The following is an 18,925-nucleotide window of genomic DNA, read 5'->3' on the forward strand; positions in this document are numbered from 1 at the left end:
CGCTTGGTGAAAGTAAGTTTCACCCGTGGCGAAGAGTCCGAAGATTTCTGCGAGTCACGAGCCCGGTGGGCTGATCGTCCACATCAGCGGGCTGTTGCCATCGCTGTCGCCCGCCGAGCAGCGGGTCGCCCGGCTGGTCGTTTCCGACCCGGCGGCCGCCGCCCGGCGGACAATCACCGACCTCGCCACCGCGGCCGAGACATCCGAGGCGACAGTCATCCGGTTCTGCCGTTCGGTCGGCATGGACGGTTACCCCCAGCTGCGCATCCGCCTCGCCGCCGAGGCCGCCCGCCGGATCGAGCCGCCAGACGCCCGAGTGGTGGGCGGTGACATCCCGCCCGGTGCCGACCTCGCCCAGATCATCGCCACCATCGCGTTCAACGACGCCCGTGCCGTCGAGGAGACCGCCGAGCAACTCGACCCCGCCGTCTGCGAGCAGGTGGTCGAGGCGATCAGTGGTGCCGCTCGGATCGACATCTACGGCGCCGGCGCCAGCGGGTTCGTCGCCTCGGACTTCCAACAGAAGCTGCACCGCATCGGCCGGATCGCCTTCTACTTCCCGGACGTGCACACCGCGCTGACCTCGGCCGCCCTCCTGGGCCGGGGCGACGTGGCGATCGGCATCTCGCACACCGGCACCACCTCCGACGTGATCGAGGTGCTGGAGCAGGCCCGTACCCGCGGTGCCGCGACAGTGGCGCTGACCAACTTCCCGCGCTCGCCGATCACCGACGTGGCGGACTTCGTGTTGACCACGGCGGCCCGGGAGACCACCTACCGCTCCGGCGCGACGGCCAGCCGGTTGGCCCAGCTCACAGTGGTCGACTGCCTCTTCGTCGGGGTGGCCGCCCGCAACCGGGCCCGAGCCCGCAAGGCCCTGGAGGCGACCGCCGAGGCGGTCCAGTCGCACCGGGTGGGTGCCAACCGGAGGCGGGGATGACGGCCGGTGCGGAGATGCCCGCACGGCCCGCTCGCCCCACGGTCCGGGTGGGTGCCCCCACCGAACGGCGTAACCCGCTCAGCGTCGACCTCGACCTGATGTCGACCCGGGACGTGCTCACCGTGATCAACGAGGCCGACCGGCGGGTGCCCGCGGCGGTCGCCGCGGTGCTCGACGAGATCGCCACCACCGTCGACCTGGCGGTCGCGGCGCTACGCGGCGGTCACCGGGTGCACTACTTCGGGGCCGGCACCTCCGGCCGACTGGGCGTGCTCGACGCGGCCGAACTGGCCCCCACCTTCAACTCGCCCCGACACTGGTTCTGCGCGCACCTCGCGGGAGGCCCGGACGCCATGTGGCGGGCCGTCGAGGACGCCGAGGACGACGACCGGGGCGGCGCTGTCGAAGCGGCCAGTTGTGTACGGGCCGGGGACCTGGTGGTTGGTCTGGCGGCCAGCGGACGCACCCCGTACGTCCTCGGGGCGCTTGCCGCGGCCCGCGCCAAGGGCGCCTCGACGGTGCTGCTCTGCGCCAATCCGGAGGCGGAGGCCGCCCGGTCGGTCGACGTGTTCATCGGGGTGGACACCGGACCCGAGGTGGTCACCGGGTCGACCCGGATGAAGGCGGGCACAGCGCAGAAATTGGTGCTCAACACGTTCTCGACCGCCGTCATGGTGCGCCTGGGTCGGGTCTACTCGAACCTCATGATCGATATGGTGGCCACCAACGCGAAACTCCGTGGTCGAATGATCTCGATTCTGGTCGAGGCCACCGGTTGCTCGGAGGAGCTCTCCCGGCAGGCTCTCACCGAGGCCGACGGGGACCTGAAGACGGCGCTCGTTGCCCTCGTCTCGGGCGCCGAGATCGACGCCGCCCGGGCCGCGCTGGCCCGCTCGGCCGACCAGGTGCGCGGCGCTCTCGCCCTGCTCGCCTCCTAGCGCCACTCGCGCCGGGAAGCGAACGCGCCCTCGGATTGTTCATCTGGCCGGGGGGTAATAACACCCCCGTGAATGAACCGACCGGTCCACGGGTGCGTATCTGGCAGTGACCAGGATCGCATCGCGGTGGTGACCCGGGTCGCTGTGCCCCCACGGCGGGCGGTGTTGCCATGGTGCGGTAACCCGTACGTGGTGCCCAGTGGCGAGCCACCCGATGGGGTGCTGACAGCAAACATGGACCGTGCTCTCAGCTACTACTCAGGCATTCGTGACACTTTCGACTCACGACGAGGAATCCCCGACACGTCTCATCTGTTGTGTAGGTGTCAGCACCGATCGGCACAGCAGAAGTTACCAGGGGCTGACAGGTGTGGGGAATGGCAAGGAACCGGGCAACCGGCGCGAGCGAGGGGACCGTGGGCAACGTGGACAAGAACATCGGCATGCGAACCGACGAGGTTGCCGAGGAGCGCGACCTGGTCGGCGTCTACCTGCACGAGATCTCCCGGACGCCACTGCTGGACGCCGCCAAGGAGGTCGATCTCTCCAAGGCGATCGAGGCCGGCCTCTACGCCGAGCACCTGCTCGGTGAGGAAGCCGTTCCCGCCGGTGTCGACCGGGCCGACCTGGAGTGGCTGGTCGTCGAGGGCGAGCGGGCGAAGGACCTCTTCATTCGCGCCAACCTCCGACTGGTCGTGTCGATCGCCCGGCGCTACGTGCGCTCGGGGATGCCCATGCTGGACCTGATCCAGGAGGGCAACACCGGCCTCGTCCGGGCGGTCGAGAAGTTCGACTACGAGCGCGGCTACAAGTTCTCCACCTACGCCACCTGGTGGATCCGCCAGGCGATCAGCCGGGCGATCGCCCAGCAGGAGCGCACCGTCCGTCTGCCTGTGCACCTGGTGGAGGACGTCAACCGGATGCGCAACGTGGCCCGGCAGTTGACCCGTGAGTTGGGCAGCGACCCGGAGCCGGAGCAGATCGCCAACGCCCTCGGCGTCACCGTCGAGCGGGTGAACGAGCTGCGCCGCTGGTCGCAGGACACCGTTTCGCTGGACACCCCGGTGGGCGACGACGGCGACACGAACCTCGGTGACCTGGTCGCCGACAGTGACGCGCCATCGCCGGAGGACATCGTCCTCAGCGGCCTGGAGCGGCAGCGCATCGAGGGGCTGCTCAATCACCTCGACGACCGGTCCGCCGGCATCATGCGGGCCCGCTACGGGCTGGAGGACGGCCGGGAGCACTCGCTCACCGAGGTCGCGTCCCGGTTCTCGCTGTCCCGCGAGCGGATCCGGCAGCTGGAGATCCAGGCCCTCGGCCGGCTCCGCGAGCTGGCTCGGGCGGAGGGGCTGCAAGCAGCCTGAGCTGGTAGTAATAACGGCGAACGGCCGGCGTCCGATAGGGGGACGCCGGCCGTTCGCCGTTTCCGATAGTGGTTAGCGCACCCGGCCGTAACCCTGGATGGACATCATGTTCATGCCACGCTTGAGCACGTTGCGACCGGCGCTGGGCGCGTCGATCACCTGACCGTCGCCCACGTAGAGGGCGACGTGCCCGAGCCCGCTGTAGAAGACCAGGTCGCCGGGGCGTAGCTCGCCCCGCCCGATGTGGGCGACAGCGCCCCACTGCATCCTGGTGTTGTGCGGCAGGGACTTCCCGGCCGCCCGCCAGGCCGCCGAGGTCAGGCCGGAACAGTCGTAGCCGTTCGGCCCGTCGGCAGCCCAGACGTACGGCTTGCCGATCGCGCCGAACGCGTAACGCACCGCTGTGCCGGCGGCACCGGACACGGCGGGCACGTTCTTGGCCTCGGTCGTCGCCGCCTTGGGCTCGGGTCGCTCGGTGGCGGCCCCGTACGCCTGCCGGCGCAGCTCGTACAGCTTGGCCAGGTCCTGCTCGATCTGCTTCTTACCCGCGGCGAGCTGACGAGCCTGTGCGGCCTGCCGGGTCAAGGTCGCGCCCAGTCGGGCCTTCTCGTCGAGCAGCCGCTGCTGGTCGGCCGTGAAGCCGGAGATGCGCTCCTGCCGCTGGCGGGTCAACTGCTCGATCGCGCCGAGCCGGTCCAGCAGTGCGGCCGAGCCGCCCGGGCGCAGCAGAGCGTCCGCGGTGCGCAGGCCGCCACTCTTGTACGCGGTGGACGCGAGCTCCGCCACGTCGGCCCGGCTCTGCTCAACCTGCTGTTCGAGCGGGCCGATGCGGGTCTGTAATCGGGCCACGGCGGCCTCGTTTGTCTTGATCTCCTCACGCAACTTGTTGTACGACTCGACGACCCGCTCCAACTCGGCCGAGGACGTCTCGATCCGGCGGGTCAGGTCGGCGGGGGACGGCTCGGCCTGGGCCACCGCCGTCGGGGCGATAAGCGCGGCCGACATGCCGACCAGCGCCACGGTGCGCAGCAGATTTCTCAGGGATGACAAGAGCGAAAGGCCCCTCTCCCACGGCCGCCGGAGCTGCTGACGCCCTCGACGACACCGGCCGGGGCCATCCGGGCGGACGGCACTGGGCCGGACCGGCTCGCCCAACCTAACCCGGGACGGATGTCGCTCGCAGTTGAAGCAGTGGCGAAAGTTGGGTGAGTTGCGGGTCGGGCTACTGGGCTGGGTGGCGCCATGGTGGCTGATGACGCCTGCCAACGAGGGAACATCGCCCTTTTAGCGACCTACTGACGGATATGCGACCTTCGTCGTTCCGGGCGTATGCCGCCAGATTCCTGGTCGCCATAACCGATAAAAGATGAAATGGATGCTGTTTCGCGGCGATGTCACCCGGTCGTGGCGAGCTGTCGAGACCCGGTAAATGCCCAGGTCGACTGGCGGCGGCCCAACACAATGAAGTCCGAGCCGGGAATCCCGTCGACAGGCAGCGATGAATCGCCGACGGATCCACTCGGCCAACCGTCCCCTTCGGGAGGAACCGTGAATCGTGAAGGCGCAAAGACGCGACCGCCGCGAACGGTGCCGGGTGCCCGGTCGACCCTGCTGTACGCGCGGCCCGGCATCATCGTGACCGTCGACCGGTTCACCGTCGGTCGGAACAGTTACCGGGTCGCCGACCTGACCCATCTGCGTACCACCCGGGGTCCGCACGACCGGATCGCCGTCCGGGCCGTGGTCATCACCGCCAGCATGCTCGGCGGTGTGGGGGTGCTTCTCGGCTTCACCGGCGGTCTGCACCGCCTCACCGCCGGGGCGTACCTGATCCTCGGCGCGGTGCTCCTGCTCCCGGCCGCTCTCGCCCTGGTCGGCGATCGCTGGCGCCCACCGCCGCACGAACTGTGGGGGTGGTACCAGGGCTCGGAGGTGCTGCTGTTCAGCGCCGAGGACGAACGGCAGTTCGGCCAGGTCACCCGGTCGCTGCTGCGGGCCCGGGAGGTCAACCGCTACGGCAGTTGGGTCGACCCGCTCGCCTCCGCGGACCCGTGGCGGCCCAACCGATGACCCGACGGCGGTGGGCCGGAGCCGGGTTGGCCCACCGGCCGTTCAGCAAGCTCAGCGGGCGACCGGCTCCGGAGCCCGTGCCTCCTGCGGTGCCGCCACCCAGGCGCTGACCCGCCGTTCGGCGTAGAACGAGACGAACGGCACCGTGCCGGCCAGCATCACCAGCAGCATCCGCTTCAGCGGCCAGTCGGCTCGGCGGCTCAGGTCGAACGCGGCCACCAGGTAGATCATGTAGAGGAAGCCGTGCGCCGGCCCGATGGTCTCCACGACGACCGGGTTGTCGAACGCGTACTTCAGCGGCATGCCGATCACGACTAGCAGGATCAGCACCACGCCCACGATCCAGGCGATCACGCGGTACCGGGTAAGGGCAGCGCCCACCTTCGTCCGTCCTTCCGAGCCCGGCTCAGCCGGGATAGTCACCGGGCCGGGCGCCCGGATTGGCGTTCAACCATGACAGGTAGTGGTTGTAGGCGGCCAGGTCGGTGTCCTCGACGACATCGCCGGTGGCCGGCACCCGGGACACCCGCACCGGGCGGCGTACCGCTGGTCGGGATCCGGTGGTGACCGCCGGGGCGGGCTCGACGGCCGGATCAGCGGGCGGCGCGTCGGCCTCCGCCGCCCTGCGGCGGGCCAGCTTCACCTCACGCCACCAGACGTAGACCACGAAGCCGGCGAAGATCGGCCACTCGACCGCGTACCCCCAGCTCAGGCTGTTGCCGGCGGTGGCCCGGCTGATCTGCCACCAGCCCAACCCGAGGAAGCCCACGACCAGCACGACCATGGCCACGTGGCGTGCGATCCACGCCGGGGTCCAGAGCCGCCTCATGACATTGAGGGTACCGGGGGCGCTTCCGGTCTCCGACACCGTGTCGTAGTCGTCGCCTCCCCGGCTTGGTTTGGCATCACCACGCCTGGGCAATCGTCTAGACGCCAGCCCACACGAGATCAAGGGGGGCGATCATGACCGGATCGGTACGTGAGGACGGCTTCGCGTCCAGCGGCAGTGCGGATATGAGCCCGGAGCAGCGGGTGCCCGAGTGGGGCGGCGATCAGCTCGCCGACCCGGCCGGCGCTCCAGGCCTCGACGGCGACCTGCTCGGCATCGACCCGACGGAGCTGACCGACGAGGACCTGATCCGCGAGATGCACAGCCTGCACCGGACCCGCCTGGACACCCTGCGGCACGCGGCGGACTCCGCACTCGCGAACCACCTGCGGCGCACGGCAGAGCTGGAGACCGAGTACCTGGCCCGCCACCCGGGTCGCGAGGTCGATCCCAGCCGCCTGCGGGGCGCGTGATGTCGGCGCGCGCCGTGCGCGGCATGTCCGCGCCACCCGAGGTGGTCTTCAGCACGGCCACCGACCCCGACCGTGCCTCGGCCTGGCTGCCGGAGCCGCTGCGCGGCGACGGCAGCCCCGCCGCGGAGATCAGCGGCGAGGAGCTTCGCGCCCGCTGGGGCGACGGCGACGCCGACGACTGGTCCGCCGAGATCCGGGTGGAGCCGGCCGATTCCGGCGGCGCCCGGATCCAGCTCGACCTGGCCGACGGGTCCGGCGGGCCCGGTCCGGACCAGTTGGCCGACGAGGCGCTCACCAACCTGGCACGCGAGGTCGCCGACAACCTCCAGGCCGGCTGAGCCGGCCGCGCGGGACGCCGTTCCCGCACCACCACCACAGTTGAGGAGATCGGGTGAGCGACACTGGCCTGCGACAGAAGGCGGCCCGGCTGCGCCGGGCGTACGCGCCGCACGAGCACCGGCCGCTCGGCGGCTACCTGGTGGCGATGGGCGCCTACGCCGGGGTGACAGGGGCTCTCGCCGGCCTGGTCAAGGCGACCGGCCGCCCGGTGCCGGAGCGTCCCGCGCCGTCCGACGTGGTGCTGCTCTCCATCGCCACGCACAAGCTGAGCCGGTTGCTGTCCAAGGACGCGGTGACCAGCCCGTTGCGGGCGCCGTTCACCCGCTACGACCGTCCGATCGGCAGCGGCGAGGTGATGGAGCAGGTGCGTGACTCGGGCAGCCCCACCCGGCACGCCATCGGCGAGCTGCTGAGCTGCCCGTTCTGCTTGGCGGTCTGGGTGGCCACCGGGTTGACCGGTGGCCTGGTGCTCGCGCCCCGGCTCACCCGCCTGGTGGCCACCGCGCTGACGGCGGTCGCCGCGTCCGACTTCCTCCAGATGGCGTACGCGACGGCTCAGCAGGCCGCCGAGGGTGGGCATCAGGACGACGACTGACGAGCAGGACGCGAGAAGGGGGGCCGGTAGACACCGGCCCCCCTTTCTCGTACGCCTCAACGTTGCATGCCGGACCAACCGTGTGGCGACTCCGGCTCCCGTTCGTCCTCGTCCGCCCCGGTGATGATGTCCCGATCCACCGCCGTGCGGTCGTGCTCGTTGGCGAAGTCCGGCTCGGGCGTGGTGTCCCTGCCCTTCGGGGGCTGACCCAGCGCCGGCACCTTCTCGTCGTGGTCCTCGTGGTGCGTCATGTCGGTGTCCCTCCTGCGGTCATTCACGCGATGGTGCCGCCCAGGTCGCTCAGCCGACGGAACCGCCCAGCAGGTCGCTGGCCTCGTCCACCGCGTACTCGCCCTCGGGAAGCGCGTCGATGCGGGCGAGCAGGTCCGGCGGAATCTCGGCGGCCACCGCCCGGCGATAGATCTCCGCCTGTGTGACCCGCTCCTGCGCCCGGAAAATGTCGTCGAGCAGGTCGTCGAGGGCCTGGGTATCCGGCTCACCGGCCACTGATGCGTCGTCGGTCACATCGATCAGCTACCCGGGGCGGAATCGGTCAAACGTCACGCCGATGGCCGACGTACGGGACTCACCAGGGCAGTTCCCCTGCTTCGTCCTGGAAGGTCCCTGTCGGCCCGGTCGGCTCCAGGGTCGCCAGGCGTACGACCTGTCGGGCGCTCTCCTCTACCGGTCGCCCGATGCCGAAGGCGGCGGTCATGTCGGTGGCGGTGGGGCCCGGTTCGAGGGCGTTGAACTTGATGCCCGGCTGTGACTTGGCGTACTGCACGGTCAACATGGTGGCCGCGGACTTGGACGCCGAGTACAACGCGAGCGACATGCCGAACTCAGGCCGCTCAGGGTTGTTCACCGCCCAGAACGATCCGGCGCTGCTGGAGATGGTGACGACTGTGGGATTCGACGACTTGCGAAGCAGGGGCAGCGCCGCCTCGGTGACGCGCACGATTCCCACCGCGTTGGTGTCGAAGGATCGCAGCGCGGCAGGGCCGTCGAGCTCGGTCTCCAGAATGCCCGCGTTGTGCACCAGGACGTCGAGTCGGCCCTCGGCCGAGTCGACAGTCGCCAGTGCGGTGCGCACTGACGCGTCGTCGGTGACGTCGAGCTGGACGAATCGCGCTCCGAGCGCCGCGGCGGCCTGCTCGCCCCGCTCGACATTCCGCGCGCCGATGTAGACCTCGTGCCCCAACTCCAGAAGCTGTCTGGCGGTCTCGAAGCCAATGCCCTTGTTGGCTCCGGTGATCAGTGTGACGGTCATGTCCCGAACGCTAACCACGGCAGTTCGGCGTACCCGGAGCCCTCTTGGGACCGGGGTCTGACAGGACCCCCTCTGATCGCTGGGACTGCCATCGGCACGTCTCAGATGTTCACGGGCTGGACTGCTTGTGGTTCGCGGACGGCAGGTAGGCCGGCGGCGGCAAGGAGGGTCAGCTTCTCCGCGTCACTGGACCCGGTGTCGGGATGAAAGACGACGAGCATCAGGCCATCCGCTCCGGCGATGCCCAGCCGTTCCCGATTGAGGGTCAGCTCCCCGACCTGCGGGTGATTGAGCCGAATCGGCGTTCCGCGCTGTCCGCGTACGTCATGTCGTGCCCAGAGCTGGCGAAATCGGACGCTCGCCAACGAGAGTTCTCCAGTGAGTTCGATGAAGCGTGGGTCGTCTATGTCGGTGCCCACTGCCTGTCGCAGGTTCGCGACGAAGCACTCCGTGATGTTCTCCCAATCCGGGTGCAGTGCCTGCTCGGCGGGATTCAGGAACAGATCCCTGAGCTGATTTCCCCCTTCGGCAAGGCTTGGGGATAGGGCTCTGGCGAGGCTGTTCGAGGCCAAGATGTCGAAATACCGTCCCTCGATGAAGGCGGGTTGGACGAGGGAGCCCAGGAGTTTGAGCGCACCGGCCGGAACGGTTTCCTTACGCTGTCGACGTCGGCGCTGTCGGGGAGTGTCAGCGACCAGCTTCAGCAGGTAGGCCAGGTGCTCGTCGTCGAGTTGGAGTACGCGTGCGATGGACTCGAGCACCTGCACGGACGGGTTTCGGTCGCGGCCCCGCTCCAAGCGCAGGTAGTAGTCAGCGCTGACGCCGGCAAGCATGGCGACCTCCTCGCGGCGCAGGCCCGGCACACGTCGCACACCCCCGTCGGGGATGCCGGCCTGCTGGGGTGTCACCAGCGCCCGTCGAGCACTCAGAAAAGCGCCAAGGTCGTTCGACATCTCGCTCACAAAATCAATCGTATGACCGGGACAGACGGTTGACGGGGGCCCTGTCGCACCCCCGGCTTGCGCCCCGGCCCACGTACAGACAGCGCCGCCCCCGGCCTTGTGGGCCGGGGGCGGCGCTGGTGTCGGTGTGCAGGTCGCCTCTCGGCGAGTGGCACTACGCGGCTCCAGCCGGACGGTATTCCGCGAAGGCTATTTAGGTGAGGCCCGGGGACACTGGACACACCGACACCCCTGTCAACGAGCCGGCCCCCGCTCGTGTTCCGTGGGTAGTGGTGTCGGCGGTCACACAGTCGTCGACAGGGTGGCCCGGCGGGCCCGCACGGCCGAGGCGAGGTGGTCGAGCACCTCGGCGGTGTCGTCCCAGCCCAGGCAGGCGTCGGTGACCGACCGGCCGTACTCCAGCTCCCGGGTCGGGTCGAGCTCCTGCCGGCCGGGCAGCAGGAAGGACTCCAGCATCACGCCGGTGATCCCACGCTGGCCGGCGGCCAGTTGGGCGGCCACGTCCGCGGCGACCAGCGGCTGGTTGCGGTGGTCCTTGCCGCTGTTGGCGTGACTGGCGTCGATCACCAGCCGCTCCGGCAGGTCGGCGGCGCGGAGCAGGTCGAGTGCCCCGGCGACCGACTCGGCGTCGTAGTTGGGCCGGCCGCCCCCACCGCGCAACACCAGGTGCCCGTCGGTGTTGCCCCGGGTGTGCATGATCGCCGGGGTGCCGGAGAAGTCGATGCCGGGGAAGACGTGCGGCACCCCGGCGGCGCGGATCGCGTCCACTGCCGTGCCGATGCTGCCGTCCGGGCGGTTCTTCATGCCGATCGGCATGGACAGGCCGGAGGCGAGCTGGCGGTGCACCTGGCTCTCCACGGTGCGGGCACCGATCGCGCCCCAGGCCACCGTGTCCGCGATGTACTGCGGGGTGATCGGGTCGAGGAACTCGCAACCCACCGGCAGGCCGAGGCGGAGCACGTCGAGCAGCAGCGCACGGGCCAGCCGCAGGCCGGTGTTGACGTCCCCGCTGCCGTCCAGGCCGGGATCGTTGATCAGGCCCTTCCAACCGACAGTCGAGCGTGGCTTCTCGAAGTAGACCCGCATGACGATCAGCAGGTCGTCGGCGAGCCGGTCGGCTGCCGTCCGAAGACGCTGCGCGTAGTCCAGGGCGGCGGCCGGGTCATGCACCGAGCAGGGACCGACCACCACCAGCAGGCGGTCGTCCTCGCGGTCCAGCACGCGACCGACAGCGCGGCGGCCGGTCAACACGGCCGACGCGAGCGGGGCGTCCAGGGGCAACTCGTGGTGCAGCAGGGCGGGCGTGGTCAGCGGCACGACACGGTCGATCCGCTGATCGCTGACCCGATCGGTCTCCGGGGTCGTCACGGTGGGCATCCTTCCGCCGACCGTGCCCGGGGCCGGTGCCCGGGACGAGCCGGCTGCTCGTACGCAAAAGGGCAGGAACGACAGCTCCTGCCCAGCCGGCTCGGTCCGTGGTGACGTCAGTTCATGGTGAAGTCACCGGCGTGCGAGCCGGCTGCCTAAACCATCGATAGGAACGCGTCACCGGGCCAGCGTACCCGACCGGACGCGGTCACCCGTCCTGTCGTCCCAAGATGCGGGGCGAAGATCGCGTGCCGGGGGCGCGGTCGGGGTAACAGGGGTGCCATGACACACGAGCAGAGCGATCAGGACCGGGTGGAGTCCCGCGCGCACCACCTCCTGCCCGAGGAGAAGGCGGTGGGCAGTGACGACCCGGAGGCGCAGGCGGAGGCCATCCTCGCCGAGTCGGACATCCGCGAGGGGGACCAGAACGCCGCCCCGGACACGGTGCTGGAACGTCGTACCTCGGATCAGACAGTGGTGGCGGTCGAACCGCCGGACTGAGCGGTCGCCCCACGGGCCCGGCGCGACCCCCGGTAGGTCTGGTCTCGTAGCCAGGCCAGCGGACCTGCCACCCGCAGTTCGGGTGGCAGGTTGCGCACCGGGTCGAACGCGAGCGCCGCGTCCTCCTCCGCGCTGAGCTGGGCACCGAGACTGACCTGCCCGACCAGCCGCCACGGCCCCACCGCCGACGCGACAGCGAGCACCAGGCGCGGGGTGTCCGTCCGGGTCGCGGCGGCCGCCGTGGCCAGGCTGCGACCGAGGTCGGCCGAGTCGGGATCGGCCAGCGCGGCCAGCCAGAGGCGGCGCCGACCCGCGCGATAGCACGTGATCGTGCTGTACGTGCCTGTGAAGCGGCGTCGGGGCAGCGGCAGGTTCCGCAGCACCGGGGCCGCGCCGCTGGAGCTGACCAGCAGGTCGAAAGGCCGGCCGTCGTCGCGGTGCAGGCGCAGCGCGAGGCCCAGGACGTCGGGCCAACTGCCGGGCGTGGGCGTCCCCTTGGAGAGCCGGACGGTGGTCCGGTACCCACCGGGGTGGTCCAGCAGAGCGACCCCGGTGGGCGGTCCGGGCGTACCCCAGATCACCGTCTCGCCGACGAACGAGCGACCGGCCGGATGCAGTAGCCGGCCGCGGCGCAGCCGGCCGAGTGCGGTGCTGAGGCGTTCGACGGCGGTGGCGGACCGGCCGGCGGACCGGGACGGAGGCGGGGTGGCGGTCATTGCTTCCCGGTACCCCGCGCGGCGGCTCCGATGCCGCCCGGGTCGGCTCGCCGACCGACGGCACGTCACCTTTCCGCCCCCGAGATCGGATAGCGTCGGGGGCATGCCCGACAGCGGTTACCCCTGGCCCATTCAGACGTCCCGACTGGACAACGGCCTGCGCGTGGTGGTGAGTGAGGATCGCACCGCACCCGCCGTGGCCGTCAACCTCTGGTACGACGTCGGCTCCCGGCACGAGCCGGCTGGGCAGACCGGTTTCGCCCACCTCTTCGAGCACCTGATGTTCGAGGGCTCGGTGAACGTGGCGAAGACCGAGCACATGAAGCTGATTCAGGGCTCCGGTGGCTCGCTCAACGCCACCACCAACCCGGACCGGACCAACTATTTCGAGACGGTCCCGGCCGAGCACCTGGAGCTGGCGCTCTGGTTGGAGGCCGACCGGATGGGCGGCCTGGTCCCCGCCCTCACCCAGGAGACGCTGGACAACCAGCGGGACGTGGTGAAGAACGAGCGCCGGCAGCGCTACGAGAACGTGCCGTACGGCGACGCCTGGCTGCGGTTGCTGCCGTTGCTCTACCCGCCGGGGCACCCCTACCACCACGCGACGATCGGCTCGATGGCCGACCTGAACGCCGCCGACCTGGCCACCTTCCAGGCGTTCCACCAGACCTACTACGCGCCGAACAACGCGGTGCTCACAGTGGTCGGCGACGCCACCGCCTCCGACGTGTTCGCGCTCGCCGACAAGTACTTCGGCGCGTTGCCCGCCCGCGACGACATCCCGCCGGCACCGGAAGGCCGCAACGTGCCCGCCACCGGGCAGACGGCCGTCGAGTCGGTGAGCGCCGACGTGCCGGCGCCACGGGTCTACATCGCCCACCGCAGCTACCCGTTCGGCAGCCCGGGATACAACGTGATCACCGTGCTCGCCACAATCCTGGGCAGCGGCCGGGGCAGCCGGCTCTACCAGCGCCTCGCCGACGGCGAGCGGATCGCGCAACCGGACCTGGTCGGGGCGTACGGGGTGGACCTCGCACACGCCCCGGCACCGCTGATCGCCACCGCCACCGCCCGCCCCGGAGTGAGCGCCGAGCGGCTGGCCGAAGGGCTGGCCGAGGTCGTCGACGAGCTGGCCACAGTGCCGGTCACCGCCGCCGAGCTGGATCGGGCCAAGGCGTTGCTCAGCACCGGGTGGTGGCGCCAGCTGTCCACAGTCGACGGCCGCGCGGACCTGCTCGGCCGCTACACCACGCAGTTCGGCGACCCGGCCCGCATCGCCGAGCAGTTGCCGGCCCTGCTCGCGGTCACCGCCGAGCAGGTCGCCGAGGCCGCCGCCGACGTGCTCGCCACCGACCGGGTGACCCTGACCTACCTGCCCGAGGAGACCTCATGACGCTGATCGCCGACCGTCCCGGCCCGGGCGCCGCCCGCCCGTACCGGTTCCCGCCGGTGGTCCGCCGCGCCGTGGCCGGTGGTCAGGTAGTCGCCGCGCACCTGCCGGGGCAGAACCTCGCAGTGGCCCTGCTGCTGCTCGACGTGGGCGCGGGCCAGGAGCCGGTCGGCAAGGAGGGTCTGTCCGGCGTACTGGCCAAGGCGCTGGAGGAGGGGACCGCGCAGCGGGACGCCGCCGCGTACGCGCTCGCCGTCGAAGGGCTCGGCACCGCTCTGTCGACCGGTCTGGACTGGGACTCGTTCCAGGCCAGCGTGGTGATCCCGGTGGACCGGCTGAGCGCCGCAGTGGAACTGCTCGCCGAGGCGGTCCGGACGCCCAGGCTCGACCCCGTCGACGTCCGCCGGGTCCGCGACGACGAGGCGACCGCGCTCCGGATGGACTGGGCCAACCCCGGCCCGCGCGCCGATGCCGCGCTGCGCGCTGATCTGTTCGGCGCGCAGAACCGCTGGGGACGGCCGATGCACGGCGACCCGGAGTCTGTCGCCGGGTTGGACGTGGAGGACGTCACGGTTTTCCACTCGGAGTGGTTCCTGCGCCCCGGCACCCTGATCGTCGCCGGTGACCTGGACCGGATCGACCTGGACGCGCTGGCCGCGGCGGCGTTCGCCGGCACCGGTGGTGGCCCCACCGAGCGGGGCGGTCCGATCGAGGTGCCGCTGCACAGCGGTCGGCGGATCATTGTGGTGGACCGGCCCGGCTCGGTGCAGTCCACGCTGCGGCTGGGCCACCCGTCACCACACCGGGCGCACCCCGATTACGTGCCGATGACGCTCGCCGGCACTGTGCTCGGCGGGGCGTTCACCTCCCGACTCAACCACCTGCTGCGGGAGGTGCACGGCTACACCTACGGCATCCGGGGCGACTTCGCCGCGTCGCGGCGGTTCGGTCGGTTCGCTGTCAGTTCCGGCGTGCAGACGGCTGTCACCGCGCCGGCTCTGGTCGAGGCGGTGGGCGAGATCACCCGTACTCAGGCCACCGGGGTGACCGAGGACGAGCTGGAGGTGGCCCGTTCCTGGCGGGCCGGGCAGCTCTCGGTCGAGTTGCAGAGCCCTCGGGCGATCGCGTCCGCGCTGACCACCCTGGTGGTGCACGACCTGCCGGACGACTACCACGCGCGGTTGCGTGAGTCGCTGCTCTCCGCCGACGTGGACCAGGTCTCCGCGGCGGCAGCCACCCACCTGCACCCGGAGGCTCTCACCCTGGTCATCGAGGGCGACGCCGCAGTGATCCGCGACGACCTGGAGGCCACAGCCCTAGGAGACCTCCTCCCCTGATCCCACCGACATCGCCGTTGATCAAGAGGTTTGCGTCATCTGGAGCACGGTTGTTGACGCAAATCTCTTGATCGACAGCTGTAGGGCGGGGTGTGAGGTGGGACCCGGGGGGTGGGAAAGGGCTCCCGGTTTCGGGGGTGGGGTCGGTAGCCTCGCGGGCATGAGGATCGGCATTGTGGGGGCCACCGGCCAGGTCGGTGGCGTGATGCGGCAGGTGCTGGCGGAGCGGGAGTTCCCAGCGGAGCAGGTGCGGTTGTTCGCCTCGGCGCGGTCCGCCGGGCGTACGCTGCCGTGGCGCGACGGCGAGGTGACAGTCGAGGACGCCGCGACCGCCGACTATTCCGAGCTGGACATCGTGCTCTTCTCGGCCGGTAAGGGCACCGCCCGCGAGCTGGCGCCCCGGGTCGCCGAGGCTGGCGCCGTGGTGATCGACAACTCGTCGGCGTTCCGGATGGACCCGCAGGTGCCGCTGGTGGTCGCCGAGGTCAACCCGCACGCCGCACTGGACCGGCCCAAGGGCATCATCGCCAACCCGAACTGCACCACGATGGCCGCGATGCCGGTGCTGCGTCCGTTGCACGCCGAGGCCGGCCTGGTCGGCCTGGTCGTCTCCACCTACCAGGCGGTCTCCGGCGCTGGGCTGGCCGGTGTGGCCGAGCTGGACGAGCAGGTCCGCAAGGTGGCTGAGCACGCCGCCGGGCTGGCCTTCGACGGGTCGGCAGTCGAGTTCCCCGCGCCCCGCTCGTTCACCCAGCCGATCGCCTTCAACGTCCTCCCGCTCGCCGGTTCGATAGTCGACGACGGCTCCTTCGAGACGGACGAGGAGCAGAAGCTCCGCAACGAGAGCCGCAAGATCCTGGAGATCCCCGACCTGTTGGTCTCCGGCACCTGCGTCCGGGTGCCGGTCTTCACCGGGCACTCGCTCCAGATCAACGCCCGGTTCGCCCGGCCGCTCACCCCGCAGCGCGCCCACGAACTGCTGGCCGACGCGCCCGGGGTGGCACTGACCGACGTCCCGACCCCGTTGCAGGCCGCTGGTCAGGACCCGACCTACGTGGGCCGGATCCGCGCCGACGAGACCGTCGAGTACGGGCTGGCGCTGTTCTGCTCCAACGACAACCTGCGCAAGGGCGCAGCGCTTAACGCTGTGCAACTCGCCGAGTTGGTCGCCGCAGAGCGCCGCTGACCGGCACGGTTGCCGAAACACCGAGCCCTCGCCGTCCGTCGGCGAGGGCTCGGTATGCCGTTGCGGGTGGTCGCCCCGCCGTTCGGGTGGTCGCCCGCGGCGGCCGGCAGGTCGTGCTTGGATGGGTCGGAGACGATCGTCCAACCTGGAGGACACCATGCCGGATGACCGCACCCAGCAGGCGTTGACCGATCTGGTGGCCGGCCGCTCGATGGGCGTGCTCGCCACCATCAAGCGGGACGGGCGTCCGCAGCTGTCCACGGTGCTCTACTCCTTCGACCGGGACGCGGGCCTGATCCGGGTCTCGGTCACCGACGGCCGCGCCAAGACCGCCAACCTGCGCCGCGACCCGCGTGCCAGCTTCCACGTCAGCAGCGAGGACGGCTGGGCGTACGCGGTGGTCGAGGGTCGCGCCGAACTGACCCCGCCGGCCACTCAACTCGGCGACGAGACTGTCGAGGAGTTGGTGGCGCTCTACCGGGGGCTGAGCGGCGAACACCCCGACTGGGACGAGTACCGCCAAGCCATGGTCGACGAGGGACGGATCGTGCTACGCCTGCACGTCGAGCGGCTCTACGGCATGCCGCCCCGAGGCTGACCCGCCCACAGTCGATCAGCCCGGCTCGATAACTGTCACGCCGGGCCAACGCTGCGCCGGCCGGTGCCGGGCCAACCGCTGCCGCGACCCGGCCACGTCCACCCGGGCCGGGTTGTGCCGCCACACCCCGACCAGCAGATCCGTCAGGCCGTACGGGGCGCAGACCCTGAGCCCGCCGGCCGGGTCCAAGCGGACGGCCACCGCTGTCGCGTACTCCGGCCAGGTGGCGACGGCCTCGGCCACGCTTCGGTACGGCTCGATCGGGTCGCCGCCGAACTTGGCCGCGTACCAGGTGTGCACCGCCGCCTGGTTGCGCGCCTGCCACGGCGGCTGCGGCCACATCTCCGCCAGCCGGGCGGTGGCCCGGTCGTCGTCGACGCGGCTCAGCCTCGCCGGGTCGAAGAAGACCACGTCGACGTCGCGGACCCGCGCCGGATCGAACCCGTCGCCGTACCGCTCGCCCCAGACCAGGTCGCGCAGTGCGCCCGCGCCGATCCAGGCGTCCGGCAGCCCAGAGTCGCGCACCACAAGCAGCGCTCGGGTCAGCCAGGCGCTGCCGGCGACCAGTTCCCGCAACTCATCCTCGCCCGTCATCATCCGCCCACCGTAGGCAGCGGAGCCCCCGCGCGCGGGTGTCCCGCCCGTCGACGGGTATACCGCCCTGCTGCGCCATTGCGGGACGTCGGGGAGGGGGTGGGCGATGAGCGCCGGTACGAGCAGCGACGAGACCGGCCCCGCGGGCCCGACCCTGCGGCGCGAAACCTCCCGGTTGCTGTCGTTCAGCGACGGGGTCTTCGCCATCATCATCACGCTGCTGGTGCTCGATCTCCAGCCGCCTCGGGTCGGCCGGGGTCAGCTTCTGCACGCGCTGATCGAGCAGTGGCCGGCGTACCTCGCCTATGTCACGTCGTACGTGTACGTGGCGGTCGGCTGGCTGAACCACCGAGCCGCGTTCAACCGGGTGGTGAACAGCGGAAAGGCGCTCCAGTGGTACAACCTCGGAGTCCTGTTCAGCACCGCGCTGCTGCCGTTCGCCACCTCGGTCGTCTCGCAGGCAATGCGGGACGGCGACCAGGCCGACCAGCGGACCGGCGTGGTCGTCTACGGCCTGGTCGGCGTGCTGGTCTCGGTGAGCTGGCTGGGGCTGTACCACTACCTCGCCCGGCATCACGATCTGCTGGACCACACGGTGCCGCTCGGGTTCTTCCCGGCCGAACGGGCTCGGGCCGCTGTCGGCCTCCTGGGGTACGCGCTGGCGATCCTGGTCGGATTCCTGGCCAGTCCGCTGTTCGCGCTGGTGATCTTCCTGCTGCTGCCGGCGTTCTACAGCCTGACCAGCAGTGGCCTCTACGAACTGCGACGCCTGCGGCACCCGCGTCGATAGGCCGGGGCCGTCGGCGTTACCCCCTCCCGGGCGGCGGGTAGACGGCCGTGCCGACACCGAGAGGGGAGCACCATGACAACGGTCGGAGAGTTCATGACGACCCGGTTGGTGACGATGGACGGCAACGACACGCTCATCGCAGCCGCGCAGGAGATGCGTGACAGCGCGATCGGCGATGTGGTGGTGACTGACGGCGACAGTGTGGTCGGCATCGTCACGGACCGGGACATCACGGTCCGAGGTGTCGCGGAGAACATGGACCCGGGCTCGACCCGGTTGAGCCAGATCACCACTCGCGACGTGATCACGGTGAGTCAGTACGACGACGCCGTGGCCGCCGCGGACCTGATGCGGACGTACGCCGTACGCCGACTTCCGGTGATCGACGACGGGCGCCTGATCGGCCTGGTGTCGATGGGTGACCTCGCGGTCGAGCGCGAACCGCAGTCGGTCCTGGCCGATATCAGCGCCGACGACCCGAACAACTGACCCGTCCGCCGCGGCGCGCGCCGGCTCTCCCTTCCGGGAGGGCCGGCGCTGTGGCGTCTCCACCCCTTCGGTGATCAAGAGATTCGCGTCACGACACGCCGGAAGCGATGACGCAAAGCTCTTGATCACCGGCGCAGGGCGGGGTGGGTGACGGCTCACCCGAATTGGGCGAG

General features: G+C 70.7%; 24 protein-coding genes. 14 read left to right on the top strand and 10 right to left on the bottom strand.

Annotated elements, in window-relative coordinates:
* Positions 1-25 precede the first annotated feature (25 nt).
* The 3 genes from AB0C19_RS15540 (at position 26) to AB0C19_RS15550 (ending at position 3,245) form a co-directional block, all read left to right on the top strand.
* Positions 26-940, top strand: coding sequence for a MurR/RpiR family transcriptional regulator (locus AB0C19_RS15540; RefSeq protein ID WP_357185019.1), 915 nt, complete (start codon positions 26-28; stop codon positions 938-940).
* Positions 937-1,878: an N-acetylmuramic acid 6-phosphate etherase gene (murQ, locus tag AB0C19_RS15545; protein WP_210784546.1), complete on the top strand. Its 942-nt coding sequence runs from the start codon at positions 937-939 to the stop codon at positions 1,876-1,878. Before AB0C19_RS15540 ends, murQ begins: the two co-directional genes overlap by 4 nt.
* Before the next feature lie 377 nt (positions 1,879-2,255).
* Positions 2,256-3,245 (top strand): sigma-70 family RNA polymerase sigma factor, encoded by a 990-nt coding sequence (locus AB0C19_RS15550; protein WP_091405669.1) that lies wholly within the window; start codon positions 2,256-2,258, stop codon positions 3,243-3,245.
* A 72-nt stretch (positions 3,246-3,317) separates the two neighbouring features.
* Here the strand turns inward: AB0C19_RS15550 and AB0C19_RS15555 are convergent, their stop codons facing one another.
* On the bottom strand, positions 3,318-4,295 hold the full coding sequence (locus AB0C19_RS15555; protein WP_357185023.1) for an NlpC/P60 family protein: 978 nt from the start codon (positions 4,293-4,295) through the stop codon (positions 3,318-3,320).
* Between the two features lie 498 nt (positions 4,296-4,793).
* Between AB0C19_RS15555 and AB0C19_RS15560 the strand changes: the two genes are divergently transcribed.
* Positions 4,794-5,315, top strand: coding sequence for a DUF6232 family protein (locus AB0C19_RS15560; RefSeq protein WP_357185025.1), 522 nt, complete (start codon positions 4,794-4,796; stop codon positions 5,313-5,315).
* A gap of 51 nt (positions 5,316-5,366) precedes the next feature.
* Here AB0C19_RS15560 and AB0C19_RS15565 read toward each other — a convergent pair whose 3' ends face one another.
* Together AB0C19_RS15565 and AB0C19_RS15570 are read right to left on the bottom strand one after the other, a co-directional pair.
* Entirely contained in the window at positions 5,367-5,696 is a 330-nt protein-coding gene (locus AB0C19_RS15565) for a DUF3817 domain-containing protein (RefSeq protein WP_357185028.1), read from the bottom strand.
* 25 nt (positions 5,697-5,721) lie between these two features.
* Positions 5,722-6,144, bottom strand: coding sequence for a hypothetical protein (locus tag AB0C19_RS15570; protein WP_357185030.1), 423 nt, complete (start codon positions 6,142-6,144; stop codon positions 5,722-5,724).
* Positions 6,145-6,278: 134 nt separating this feature from the next.
* On the opposite strand from AB0C19_RS15570, the gene AB0C19_RS15575 reads away from it, so the two are divergent.
* The 3 genes from AB0C19_RS15575 to AB0C19_RS15585 are packed head-to-tail and all read left to right on the top strand — an operon-like array spanning position 6,279 to position 7,551.
* Positions 6,279-6,617 carry a DUF6158 family protein gene (locus AB0C19_RS15575; RefSeq protein WP_357185035.1) on the top strand — a complete coding sequence of 113 codons (339 nt, stop codon included), beginning with the start codon at positions 6,279-6,281 and terminating at the stop codon, positions 6,615-6,617.
* The gene (locus AB0C19_RS15580; protein ID WP_357185038.1) at positions 6,617-6,955 is read left to right on the top strand and encodes an SRPBCC family protein; all 339 of its coding nucleotides are present in this window, start codon (positions 6,617-6,619) and stop codon (positions 6,953-6,955) included. The genes AB0C19_RS15575 and AB0C19_RS15580 overlap by 1 nt, the downstream gene beginning before the upstream one ends.
* Positions 6,956-7,008: 53 nt before the next feature.
* Entirely contained in the window at positions 7,009-7,551 is a 543-nt protein-coding gene (locus AB0C19_RS15585; protein ID WP_124858679.1) for a DUF1360 domain-containing protein, read from the top strand.
* 56 nt (positions 7,552-7,607) lie between these two features.
* Here AB0C19_RS15585 and AB0C19_RS15590 read toward each other — a convergent pair whose 3' ends face one another.
* The 5 genes from AB0C19_RS15590 to AB0C19_RS15610 all read right to left on the bottom strand — a co-directional run bounded on the left by AB0C19_RS15590 (position 7,608) and on the right by AB0C19_RS15610 (position 11,160).
* Positions 7,608-7,802, bottom strand: coding sequence for a hypothetical protein (locus AB0C19_RS15590; RefSeq protein WP_091405645.1), 195 nt, complete (start codon positions 7,800-7,802; stop codon positions 7,608-7,610).
* Positions 7,803-7,851: 49 nt separating this feature from the next.
* On the bottom strand, positions 7,852-8,076 hold the full coding sequence (locus AB0C19_RS15595; RefSeq protein WP_357185042.1) for a hypothetical protein: 225 nt from the start codon (positions 8,074-8,076) through the stop codon (positions 7,852-7,854).
* A gap of 61 nt (positions 8,077-8,137) precedes the next feature.
* A complete protein-coding gene (locus AB0C19_RS15600) occupies positions 8,138-8,821 on the bottom strand; it encodes an SDR family NAD(P)-dependent oxidoreductase (RefSeq protein WP_357185045.1) in 684 nt (227 codons plus the stop codon).
* Positions 8,822-8,922: 101 nt separating this feature from the next.
* Positions 8,923-9,774: a helix-turn-helix transcriptional regulator gene (locus AB0C19_RS15605; protein WP_357185284.1), complete on the bottom strand. Its 852-nt coding sequence runs from the start codon at positions 9,772-9,774 to the stop codon at positions 8,923-8,925.
* A 291-nt stretch (positions 9,775-10,065) separates the two neighbouring features.
* A complete protein-coding gene (locus AB0C19_RS15610; protein ID WP_357185048.1) occupies positions 10,066-11,160 on the bottom strand; it encodes a 3-deoxy-7-phosphoheptulonate synthase in 1,095 nt (364 codons plus the stop codon).
* A 273-nt stretch (positions 11,161-11,433) separates the two neighbouring features.
* Between AB0C19_RS15610 and AB0C19_RS15615 the strand changes: the two genes are divergently transcribed.
* Positions 11,434-11,652 (top strand): hypothetical protein, encoded by a 219-nt coding sequence (locus AB0C19_RS15615; RefSeq protein ID WP_357185051.1) that lies wholly within the window; start codon positions 11,434-11,436, stop codon positions 11,650-11,652.
* Here AB0C19_RS15615 and AB0C19_RS15620 read toward each other — a convergent pair.
* The gene (locus tag AB0C19_RS15620; RefSeq protein WP_357185054.1) at positions 11,619-12,368 is read right to left on the bottom strand and encodes a phosphodiesterase; all 750 of its coding nucleotides are present in this window, start codon (positions 12,366-12,368) and stop codon (positions 11,619-11,621) included. The genes AB0C19_RS15615 and AB0C19_RS15620 overlap by 34 nt on opposite strands.
* 103 nt (positions 12,369-12,471) lie before the next feature.
* On the opposite strand from AB0C19_RS15620, the gene AB0C19_RS15625 reads away from it, so the two are divergent.
* The 4 genes from AB0C19_RS15625 to AB0C19_RS15640 all read left to right on the top strand — a co-directional run bounded on the left by AB0C19_RS15625 (position 12,472) and on the right by AB0C19_RS15640 (position 16,879).
* Positions 12,472-13,761: a pitrilysin family protein gene (locus AB0C19_RS15625; RefSeq protein ID WP_357185057.1), complete on the top strand. Its 1,290-nt coding sequence runs from the start codon at positions 12,472-12,474 to the stop codon at positions 13,759-13,761.
* Positions 13,758-15,095: a pitrilysin family protein gene (locus AB0C19_RS15630; protein WP_357185060.1), complete on the top strand. Its 1,338-nt coding sequence runs from the start codon at positions 13,758-13,760 to the stop codon at positions 15,093-15,095. Before AB0C19_RS15625 ends, AB0C19_RS15630 begins: the two co-directional genes overlap by 4 nt.
* A gap of 160 nt (positions 15,096-15,255) precedes the next feature.
* Complete coding sequence (locus AB0C19_RS15635; RefSeq protein WP_196919411.1) at positions 15,256-16,281, top strand: aspartate-semialdehyde dehydrogenase; 1,026 nt, start codon at positions 15,256-15,258, stop codon at positions 16,279-16,281.
* A 157-nt stretch (positions 16,282-16,438) separates the two neighbouring features.
* Entirely contained in the window at positions 16,439-16,879 is a 441-nt protein-coding gene (locus AB0C19_RS15640; RefSeq protein ID WP_030488140.1) for a PPOX class F420-dependent oxidoreductase, read from the top strand.
* Between the two features lie 15 nt (positions 16,880-16,894).
* Here the strand turns inward: AB0C19_RS15640 and AB0C19_RS15645 are convergent, their stop codons facing one another.
* On the bottom strand, positions 16,895-17,473 hold the full coding sequence (locus AB0C19_RS15645) for a nucleotidyltransferase family protein (RefSeq protein ID WP_357185064.1): 579 nt from the start codon (positions 17,471-17,473) through the stop codon (positions 16,895-16,897).
* A gap of 106 nt (positions 17,474-17,579) precedes the next feature.
* On the opposite strand from AB0C19_RS15645, the gene AB0C19_RS15650 reads away from it, so the two are divergent.
* Positions 17,580-18,263, top strand: a complete 684-nt coding sequence (locus AB0C19_RS15650; RefSeq protein WP_357185066.1) for a TMEM175 family protein — start codon at positions 17,580-17,582, stop codon at positions 18,261-18,263.
* A gap of 72 nt (positions 18,264-18,335) precedes the next feature.
* A complete protein-coding gene (locus AB0C19_RS15655; RefSeq protein WP_091405600.1) occupies positions 18,336-18,752 on the top strand; it encodes a CBS domain-containing protein in 417 nt (138 codons plus the stop codon).
* Positions 18,753-18,925: the final 173 nt, after the last annotated feature.

The organism is Micromonospora sp. NPDC048842, from assembly GCF_040649935.1.
Classification (GTDB): Bacteria; Actinomycetota; Actinomycetes; order Mycobacteriales; family Micromonosporaceae; genus Micromonospora; species Micromonospora hortensis.